The organism is Cyanobium sp. BA20m-14 (genome assembly GCF_024346295.1).
Window position 1 is genome coordinate 1 of record NZ_JAGQCR010000172.1, and the last position, 6,952, is coordinate 6,952.

General features: G+C 65.1%; 9 protein-coding genes. 6 read left to right on the plus strand and 3 right to left on the minus strand.

From position 1 onward, the window contains the following. Positions 1-560 precede the first annotated feature (560 nt). Positions 561-1,838, minus strand: a complete 1,278-nt coding sequence (gene serS, locus KBZ07_RS14055) for a serine--tRNA ligase (RefSeq protein WP_254932194.1) — start codon at positions 1,836-1,838, stop codon at positions 561-563. A gap of 69 nt (positions 1,839-1,907) precedes the next feature. After that, positions 1,908-2,213, minus strand: a complete 306-nt coding sequence (locus KBZ07_RS14060) for a NifU family protein (RefSeq protein ID WP_254932195.1) — start codon at positions 2,211-2,213, stop codon at positions 1,908-1,910. Positions 2,214-2,291: 78 nt separating this feature from the next. Between KBZ07_RS14060 and lepA the strand changes: the two genes are divergently transcribed. The 6 genes from lepA to KBZ07_RS14090 all read left to right on the plus strand — a co-directional run bounded on the left by lepA (position 2,292) and on the right by KBZ07_RS14090 (position 6,323). Next, the gene (gene lepA, locus KBZ07_RS14065) at positions 2,292-4,100 is read left to right on the plus strand and encodes a translation elongation factor 4 (protein WP_254932196.1); all 1,809 of its coding nucleotides are present in this window, start codon (positions 2,292-2,294) and stop codon (positions 4,098-4,100) included. 74 nt (positions 4,101-4,174) lie between these two features. Next, positions 4,175-4,345 carry a hypothetical protein gene (locus KBZ07_RS14070; RefSeq protein WP_197148228.1) on the plus strand — a complete coding sequence of 57 codons (171 nt, stop codon included), beginning with the start codon at positions 4,175-4,177 and terminating at the stop codon, positions 4,343-4,345. A gap of 48 nt (positions 4,346-4,393) precedes the next feature. Beyond that, the gene (locus KBZ07_RS14075) at positions 4,394-4,885 is read left to right on the plus strand and encodes a hypothetical protein (protein ID WP_254932197.1); all 492 of its coding nucleotides are present in this window, start codon (positions 4,394-4,396) and stop codon (positions 4,883-4,885) included. Continuing rightward, the gene (locus tag KBZ07_RS14080) at positions 4,882-5,295 is read left to right on the plus strand and encodes a hypothetical protein (protein ID WP_254932198.1); all 414 of its coding nucleotides are present in this window, start codon (positions 4,882-4,884) and stop codon (positions 5,293-5,295) included. Before KBZ07_RS14075 ends, KBZ07_RS14080 begins: the two co-directional genes overlap by 4 nt. Then, positions 5,279-5,773, plus strand: a complete 495-nt coding sequence (locus KBZ07_RS14085; RefSeq protein WP_254932199.1) for a GspH/FimT family protein — start codon at positions 5,279-5,281, stop codon at positions 5,771-5,773. Before KBZ07_RS14080 ends, KBZ07_RS14085 begins: the two co-directional genes overlap by 17 nt. After that, entirely contained in the window at positions 5,760-6,323 is a 564-nt protein-coding gene (locus KBZ07_RS14090) for a prepilin-type cleavage/methylation domain-containing protein (protein ID WP_254932200.1), read from the plus strand. The genes KBZ07_RS14085 and KBZ07_RS14090 overlap by 14 nt, the downstream gene beginning before the upstream one ends. A 4-nt stretch (positions 6,324-6,327) precedes the next feature. On the opposite strand, the gene KBZ07_RS14095 is transcribed toward KBZ07_RS14090, so the two are convergent. Further along, positions 6,328-6,952: hypothetical protein (locus KBZ07_RS14095; protein ID WP_254932201.1), on the minus strand; the 625-nt coding region annotated here is incomplete at its 5' end.

A 6,952-nucleotide genomic window follows, 5' to 3' on the forward strand; every position in this document is an offset into this window, starting at 1 on the left:
CAGGCGGGTGAAACTACCTGTTCAGGAGCCTTGGACAGCTCAGACCAGAGCAATTCCATTGCCTGAATTTTATCTTCAAGGCTCATTTGAGTGAGAGGAAGATCGACGGCCATCTTGAATCTCCCTCAAGTCAGCTAATGTCTTGATTGTAGACCGAAGTTGGTGCGGATTGGGAATTCTCGTGGCCTGCGCTGGAGCAAGCCCCTGTTACAACGGGCCTGCTGTCGATCCGGCCCGTAGCCTCTCTCGGAATCCACCAGGCGCTCCATCCCTTCCAGTTGGGTTCTCAGGTGTTGGTGTTGATCCATCGTCCTGATCCCAGCCAACGTCACTCAAGACCGAGGTCACGTCGCACAAGCTCCCAGCTCACGGCCTCGTCAGGATGTTGCTGATGCCGGCTCCAGCGCCGTTCCAGCTCCGCGCTATCCAAGCTTTGCCACAAGCCGACTGCAAGCTAGAAACGCTTAGTTGCGGGGAGGGCCAGCAGCTCGGAGCGGTTGGTGAGTCCCATGGGCAAGCCGCATGGATAGATGGAATCAGGCTAAAGGCTTATTCCGCCATCACACCCCGCTAATCGTGTCGCCGCCGAAGTAGGGCGCCAGGGCGGCTGGCAGTCGCACGGAGCCATCGGCTTGCTGGCCGGTTTCGAGCAGGGCAGCCATGGTGCGGCCCACGGCCAGGCCGCTGCCGTTGAGGGTGTGCACCAGCTGGGTGGATTTGCCTTCCTTGAAGCGGATGGCGGAGCGGCGCGCCTGGAATTCGTTGCACACCGAGCAGCTGGAGATCTCGCGGTAGGAGCCGGCGCCGGGCAGCCACACTTCCAGGTCAAAGGTGCGGGCGGCGGAGAAGCCCATGTCCCCAGTGCAGAGATCGATGCGGCGGTAGGGCAGCTCGAGGGTTTCCAGCACGGCTTCGGCGTCGGCGGTGATCTGCTGGTGGGCGGCGGCCGACTGCTCGGGTGTGCAGAACCAATACAGCTCCACCTTGTTGAACTGGTGCAGGCGGATCAGGCCGCGGGTGTCGCGGCCGTAGCTGCCGGCTTCGCGGCGGAAGCAGGGGGTGTAGGCGGCGTAGCGCAGGGGGAGCTGCTCGGTGGGGATCAGCTCATCGCGATGCAGCGCGGTGATGGGCACCTCGGCGGTGGGGGTGAGCCAGAGGTCGTCATCGGCGCAGCGGAAGCTCTCCTCGGCGAATTTGGGCAGCTGGCCCGAACCGGTGAGGCTGGCACTGTTCACCAGGATCGGCGGCATCACCTCGCGGTAACCCTTGGCGCTGTGCAGGTCGAGCATGAAGTTGATCAGGGCCCGCTCCAGCCGGGCGCCGTCGCCGATCAGGGTGATGAAGCGGCTCTGGGCGATCCGCACGGAGCGCTCGGTTTCAAACAGGCCCAGCCGCTCGCCGATCTGCCAGTGCTCCTCGAGACCCTCCTCCACCCGTGGGCTGCCCCACCGCTTGATCTCCACGTTGTCGGCCTCGGAGCGACCATCCGGGGCTTCGGCTGAGGGCAGGTTGGGCAGGGCGCTGAGGGCTGCGCGGATCTCTTGCTCCAGGGCCTTCTCCTGCTCCTCGAGGCCGGCCACCTGGTGCTTGATGGCGTTGCCCTGGTCGCGCAGGGCCCGCACCTCGGGGCCGCCAGGGGCCGACCCGGCCTGGATCAGCTGGCCCACCTGCCTGCCGATGCGGTTGCCCTCGGCCTGCAGCTCGCTGCGGCGCTGTTCGCAGTCCCGCTCCTGCAGGGCGATCGCCTGGAGGCTGGCCAGGTCCACCTCAACGCCTCGCCTCGCCAGCTGCTGGCTGATCAGCTCGGGATTTTCGCGCAGCAGTCGCTGGTCGAGCACGGGCTCGCAAGGGGGAATGGAGCCCGAAAGCCTAAGGGGAGACTGGGATCAGTCCGGTCAGACGGGGGCTCAGAGCACCTGCACCACTTCGTTCACTTCGGGGATGGCTTCGCGCAGCTTGCGCTCGATGCCCATCTTGAGGGTCATGGTGCTGCTGGGGCAGGAGCCGCAGGCGCCCTGGAGGCGCACCTTCACGATCGGTCCGTCGATCTCCACCACTTCCACGTTGCCGCCGTCGGCCATCAGGTAGGGGCGCAGCTCATCGAGGGTGCGCTCCACGTTTTCCAGGGTGAGGGCGTGGGGGTCGCTGCTCTCGGCGGGGGCTGTGCTGGTCTCAGCAGTGGCGGTATCAGCTGTAGTGGTGTCGGTGGTCATGGCGGGCACTCGGGCATTTTGCTCCCCTGAGCCTAGGAATGGATCGCCGCCCTAGGGCCCCCTCCTTAGGATCGCGCCATGACAGATGTTCCCGTTCAGCGGATCCGCAATTTCTGCATCATTGCCCACATCGACCACGGGAAATCGACCCTGGCCGATCGGCTGCTGCAGGACACGGGAACGGTCGCGGCTCGCGACATGCAGGCCCAGTTCCTCGACAACATGGAACTGGAGCGGGAGCGGGGCATCACGATCAAGCTCCAGGCGGCCCGGATGGAATACACGGCCCCCGACGGTGAGCACTACATCCTCAACCTGATCGACACCCCAGGCCATGTGGACTTTTCCTATGAGGTGAGCCGCAGCCTCCAGGCCTGCGAAGGGGCCCTGCTGGTTGTGGATGCCAGCCAGGGGGTGGAGGCCCAGACCCTGGCCAATGTCTATCTGGCCCTGGAAAATGATCTGGAGATCATCCCGGTGCTCAACAAGATCGACCTGCCCGGGGCGGATCCGGAGCGGATCAAGGAGGAAATCGAGGCGATCATCGGCCTGGATACCTCCAAGGCGATTGCCTGCTCCGCCAAAACGGGCCTGGGAATCCCCGAGATCCTCGAAGCAGTGGTGGAGCGGGTGCCGCCGCCGGCCAACCTGGTGGACGAACCGCTGCGGGCCTTGATCTTTGACTCCTACTACGACCCCTACCGGGGCGTGATCGTCTATTTCCGGGTGATCAGTGGGGTGATTGCCCGCAAAGACAAGGTGCTGCTGATGGCCAGCGGCAAAACCGTGGAGCTCGATGAAGTGGGGGTGATGGCGCCAGACCAGCGCCAGGTGGAGAGCCTCCATGCCGGCGAGGTGGGCTACATGGCGGCCTCGATTAAGGCAGTGGCTGATGCCCGGGTGGGAGACACGATCACCCTGGCGGCCAATCCGGCGGCGGAGCCGCTGCCGGGCTACGCAGAGGCCAAGCCGATGGTGTTCTGTGGGCTGTTCCCCACCGACGCCGACCAATACCCCGACCTGCGTGAAGCCCTCTGCAAGCTGCAGCTCTCCGATGCGGCGCTCAAATTTGAGCCGGAAACCAGCAGCGCCATGGGGTTTGGCTTCCGCTGCGGCTTCCTGGGGCTGCTGCACATGGAGATCGTGCAGGAGCGGCTCGAGCGTGAATACGACCTCGACCTGATCGTCACGGCCCCCTCGGTGATCTACCAGGTGAACATGGTCGACGGCAGCACTTTGATGGTCGACAACCCGGCCACCCTTCCGGATCCCCAGAAGCGCGAATCGATCGAAGAGCCCTATGTGAAGCTCGAGATCTATACCCCCAACAGCTACAACGGCGCCCTGATGGAGCTCTGCCAGGAGCGCCGCGGCGAGTTTATCGACATGAAATACATCACCCAAGACCGGGTGACCCTCCACTACGAGATGCCCCTGGCCGAGGTGGTGACTGACTTCTTTGACCAGATGAAGAGCCGCACCAAGGGCTATGCCTCGATGGAATACAGCCTGATCGGCTATCGCAAAAATGAGCTGGTGCGCCTTGATGTGCTGATCAACAGCGAAAAGGCCGATCCGCTCACCACGATCGTGCACCGCGATAAGGCCTACAACGTGGGCAAGGGTCTGGTGGAGAAGCTCAAGGAGCTGATCCCCCGGCAGCAATTCAAGATTCCGATCCAGGCCTCGATCGGTAGTCGCATCATCGCCAGTGAGAGCATCAGCGCCATCCGCAAGGATGTGCTGGCCAAGTGCTATGGCGGCGACATCTCCCGTAAGAAGAAGCTGCTCAAAAAGCAAGCCAAGGGCAAAAAGCGCATGAAGGCGATGGGCAAGGTGGACGTGCCGCAGGAGGCCTTCATGGCTGTCTTGAAGCTCAACCAGTAGGAGGGCCCCACCCAAACCAGTCTCCAGGGTGTAAGGTTTGAAGGTCCATATAGGTGGCGAGGGTAGTTAAAGCCATGCCGCAAGCCAATCCCCAGCTCCCCCAATTCGTTTCGGCCCACCAGGCTGCCCAGCAGGCCCTCAAGCAGCAGCTGAGGCGCCAAGCCCTGCAGCGGGTGCGCCAGCTCACCAACGAAGGCCGTCACATCGAAGCCAACGCCCTCTGGCAGGAAGAGATCAGCGCCTAGCGGCTGACCCTGTGGGAATGCTGAAGGGGTTGGTAAGCCCCTTCGGCCATGGCTTCCTGGTATATCCGGCAAAGGTCAAGCTTCAAGCGCCGCCAACCGGCAGCAGACCAGGGTTTTTTGCTGCCGCTTTCATCGGCGGCAGCCCTGCTTCTTTTGGTTGGCAGCCTCTCGCTGCAAACGGTCTCCCTGGAGGCCCGGCGCCATTTGCAGTTGCAGCTGCAGTTGCGTCAGCAGCAGGATCTGCTCAGCTCAGCAGCCCAGCAGCTGGTGGGCCGGCTCAAGCTGCACCACTCCTGCTTGCTGGAGTTGCCCAGCTCCCAGTGGGCCGGGGCTCCCTGCCTGGCGGCTGAGGCGCCCGAGGATTTGCAGCAGGGCCAGATCGGCAGCCATTCCTACCGGCTGCTGAGTCTGGCGCCCACGCCGGCGGGTGCCGAGCTGCGGCTGGCACTCAACAGCGGCGGCCCCACGGCCGCGTTTGCCCTGGTGAATGGCGCCCTGCGGGAGCTGGGGCTGCGTTCGGCCCAGCCGGGGGCAGCATGAACTTCACCGAAGTGTTGGTGGCGGCGCTGCTGCTCGCGGGCGCCAGCAGTGGTTCCCTGCAGATCTGGGCCGCGGCGGTGGCGGCCAGCCGCGGGGCGGAGCTGGGCCTCGAGCAGCTGGTGGAGCTCGATGGCGCCCTGCTGGCCGCTGAACAGCACCTGCAGCAGGCCCATACCGCTCCCTTGGCCGGCGATTGCAGCCTGGCGGTGGCAGCGATGGCAGCCGAATTGGCCCAGGCGCCCCTGGCAGCTGGCCTCGAGCGCCAGCTGGAGCCCCAGGGCGGCGGCCTCTGGCTGCGCTTGCAAGCGCCGGGGCTGACCCAGCGGCAGCGTTGGCTCGATGCGGCGGCGATGGGCTTTTGCAGCAATTCCCCAACCCCGGAGGCAGGTGGTGATGGCACACCGGGATGAGCGGGCGACGGCGGGATTGAGCCTGGCGGAGCTGCTGGTGGCGGTGGCGGTGCTGGCCCTGCTGGCTGGGCTGGCCTTTGGCAGTGGCAGGCGCTGGCTGGCCCAGCAGCAGCTGGAAACGGCAACGCGCCTGGTGCTGGCCGGGCTGGACCAGGGCCGGGCGCAGGCTGGGCGGCTGGGCCGTCCCTGCGCCATCGCCCTTAGCCAACAGGGGTGGCAGGGGCCCAATGGGAGCGGACTGCCCAGTTGCCTGGCCCAGCCCCTCCCCCTGCAGGAAGGGGTGGGAGCAGGCGCGCTGGAGTTGAGCCACAACCTGCCGGCGGCCCTGCGATTCAGCAGTAATGGCTTGCTGCTCGATGGCGGCACGGTGGTGCTGGCGGTGGCGGGCACACCGCTGCAGCGCTGCGTGGTGATGGCGTTGCCGCTGGGGGTTACCCGGGTGGGCCACTGGCGGGCGGGCAGCTGTGCACCCGCCTGAAGCCACCAGGCGCCGCAGTGGTGCTGCTGGGATGTCGTTGCTGGAGCTGCTGCTAGCCCTGAGCGGCGGGCTGCTGCTGGTGGGGGTGATGCTGCAGGCCGTGCTGGCGGAGACCCGCGGCAACAAGCAGCTGGGGGAGCGCCTGCGGCAGCGAGCCATGGCGGGCCGGGCGCTGGCTTTGATCAGTGCCGATGGGGCGCGGGCAAGCCGGCTGACGATCGGTGGCACCGGCGGCGGCAGCCCGGCCTGCGGCCTGGCGGGCCGCCAGGTGCTGCTCCATCTCGAGCCGGGGGTGGGAACGGGTACTGGGCCGATCACCTACACCCTGGGCCAGCCGCCCAGTGCCATCTGGCGGGGTGCGGTGCTGATGCGCTGCGGGCCGGCCTTCGGGCTCGATGGTGAACCGAGTGCTGGGGCCAGCTTGAACCGGGTGGTGCTCGATGGGCTGCAGGTGGCTGGCACCCGGGCCGAACGCATCAGTGGCGCTGTGGTGCGCGTAACCCTGCAGGGTCAGAGCCGGGTGCAGGGGGTGCTGGCCGACCGTGGCTGAAGGATCAGTATTTGCTTGGTCGGGGCACAACGGTGGATTCCTTATTGATTGTGGCGCCGTTGGGTTTGAGGGGATCGCGAAAAGAAATGGTGTACCTGACTTCATCAGCAGTGATTGTCGGCGTCGAGAAGGCGGTTACCCCAGTGGTTACCACTTCGGCGTGGTCAAAGTCGGCGCATTGTTTTGTTGCCCCCTGGGTGAGCAGGGCTCCGGCTTGATCGATGCTTGGTCCGCGTCTCTGGAGGCGGGACGTGCCAGTTGCCGGATCTGGAATCAGTTCGTAGCAGATGGCCACATCGTATCCAAATGACCCTGTAGTTGGATAACCTCCGTCACTACAGCGATTGCTGCTGGCGTCGTTAGCTTCGCAGGTTATCAACTCGAGGCCACTGCCAAGGCTCTGCACTCGGTGCGCTTCCTGGATTTCGGTGTTGAGGAGCGCATTCACTCTGGACCATCGCTCCTGCAGTCTTATCTGTCCCCCTAGCCGCTGATTGATGCGCAGCTGGGGCGCGAACACCGCTGTGGTGATGATGATCACCAAGGCACCGATTGCCGTGCCCACGGCCAGTTCAACCAGGGTGAATCCGTTCCCCAATCCCAGCAAGGGAGGGGTCCAGCGGGGTAGC

Coding starts and splice junctions, on each gene's coding strand:
- KBZ07_RS14085 (WP_254932199.1), top strand. CDS start 5,279: ATGGCACACCGGGATGAGCGGGCGACGGCGGGATTGAGCCTGGCGGAG.
- lepA (WP_254932196.1), top strand. CDS start 2,292: ATGACAGATGTTCCCGTTCAGCGGATCCGCAATTTCTGCATCATTGCC.
- KBZ07_RS14075 (WP_254932197.1), top strand. CDS start 4,394: ATGGCTTCCTGGTATATCCGGCAAAGGTCAAGCTTCAAGCGCCGCCAA.
- KBZ07_RS14070 (WP_197148228.1), top strand. CDS start 4,175: ATGCCGCAAGCCAATCCCCAGCTCCCCCAATTCGTTTCGGCCCACCAG.
- KBZ07_RS14060 (WP_254932195.1), bottom strand. CDS start 2,213: ATGACCACCGACACCACTACAGCTGATACCGCCACTGCTGAGACCAGC.
- KBZ07_RS14080 (WP_254932198.1), top strand. CDS start 4,882: ATGAACTTCACCGAAGTGTTGGTGGCGGCGCTGCTGCTCGCGGGCGCC.